The organism is Streptomyces glaucus (genome assembly GCF_039533365.1).
GTDB classification, from domain to species: domain Bacteria; phylum Actinomycetota; class Actinomycetes; order Streptomycetales; family Streptomycetaceae; genus Streptomyces; species Streptomyces glaucus.
In genome coordinates this window covers 1-1,501 of sequence record NZ_BAAATK010000130.1, presented here as the reverse complement: position 1 = coordinate 1,501, position 1,501 = coordinate 1, and the positions used below count along the sequence as shown (strand labels likewise).

Here is a 1,501-nt window from a genome sequence, read left to right as displayed (position 1 = left end):
CCGCAGGGGACCGCGGCCCGTCAGCCCCTACGACAACACGAGTTCAACCTCAGTAGAGGCTCGCCTTGTCCAGGATTTTCGGCGCAGGGGAACACGCGGGTCTTCTTGGTGACACAGCGTGGCTCTGTGGCGACGACCCTGCCGTCCCGCATCTTCAGGGGGTTGGTCGGTCGCGCTCGATGCTGGCGGCGAATGCCGCGGCCTGACGGACGCAGTCGGCGGCATCCTTGTTGATCTCCGAGCCGCTGAAGCGCACGATCCGCCAGCCATCGAGTTCGAGTTCGCGCTGCCTGGCCCGGTCTCGGGTGAAGGCTTCGGGACTGGAGTGCCATGCGTACCCGTCGAGTTCGATGCCGATCTTCTGTTTGGGCAGAGCGAAGTCGAGGCGGTACCGACCGCCGAAGACCGGGTGCTGAGCCTCCAGGCCATTCAACTCACGTGGCGTCTGTTGCACGTAGGCTCCCCAGAACGCCTGCTCAATAGGGGACTCAAGGTTGGGGGATAAGCGCACAACCTCTTTGAGGGCTTCAAGGGGAGTCGCGGCGACGATGGTGCTGGAGGCACAAGAGAAGGCGAACCACAGATCGTTGGTGGCGCTGTCCACGATCCCCATACCAACCTCGCTGGCCTCCGACAACCATCCGAAGGTCTGGGGTGTCTCGGGCGCTGCGATGACAATGGTCTTGCCGCGCCCCTTGGCGTAGCCGATCTCGACGAGCGTGCCGTAGGCAGTGAGGTCGTCGAGCCAGGCGAACACGATGTCTGCTGTGTCGATGGCCGAGAGGCAGAGTTCCCGTACCTGATTCCTCTTGGGCAGGTTTTCGTAGGTGAAACAGGGAACAGCACCGTCATTGCCGCAACCGTGGGTATTGGGGCCGTGTCCACAGCCATGGTCGTCGCTGACGAAGTACGGGCCAACGTAGTCGAAAAGGCCAAGAACGCTGCGCTTCAGAACGGGCCACGGCTCGGAGGGGTGGTCATCGTCGACCTCCCAGGCTCCGCGGAGCCGGTAGCCGATCAGGTCGTAGCGCCAGTCGCCTGGGCCGATCTTTCCGGCGAGATAGATGGACGGCATTGGAGCTCCTGGGCGGGTTGGCGCTGGTCTGTGGAGTGACGGTACGACAGGGGCGGCCTGTCCGTCCGGGGTTTGATCACGTCCGCTACCGGATGGCGCGGCCGTCGCGTTGGTGCAGGACGACTTCGACGTATTGCCTGCACCGGATCCTCGAAGCTCTCACGCGGCTGGGCCTCGTCGAGAGATGGCGGGTGTGCGGTCTGGACCTGCTGCTCGACTTGCACGGCAGCCCGCACTCGGGGCCGGGGGGCGTACTGATCATGCTCGTCGCCATCAGATTCACCTGCAATAAGAGCTCCTAACGGAATGCGGTTGGGGCGTGTCTTCCCGCTGGGTGACTCGGTTGGTTGGGCGTGAGGAAGCGTGATCCTCAACCGTGGCTGGTCGACGATGACTTGTGGGTGCGGATCGATCCCTTGCTGCCCG

At 63.8% G+C, this 1,501-nt stretch carries 1 protein-coding gene; it reads right to left on the bottom strand.

What is annotated here, in order from left to right; all coding sequences use genetic code 11:
* Window positions 1-154: 154 nt before the first annotated feature.
* Window positions 155-1,075 (bottom strand): DUF559 domain-containing protein, encoded by a 921-nt coding sequence (locus ABD363_RS32360; protein ID WP_344610029.1) that lies wholly within the window; start codon window positions 1,073-1,075, stop codon window positions 155-157.
* Window positions 1,076-1,501: the final 426 nt, after the last annotated feature.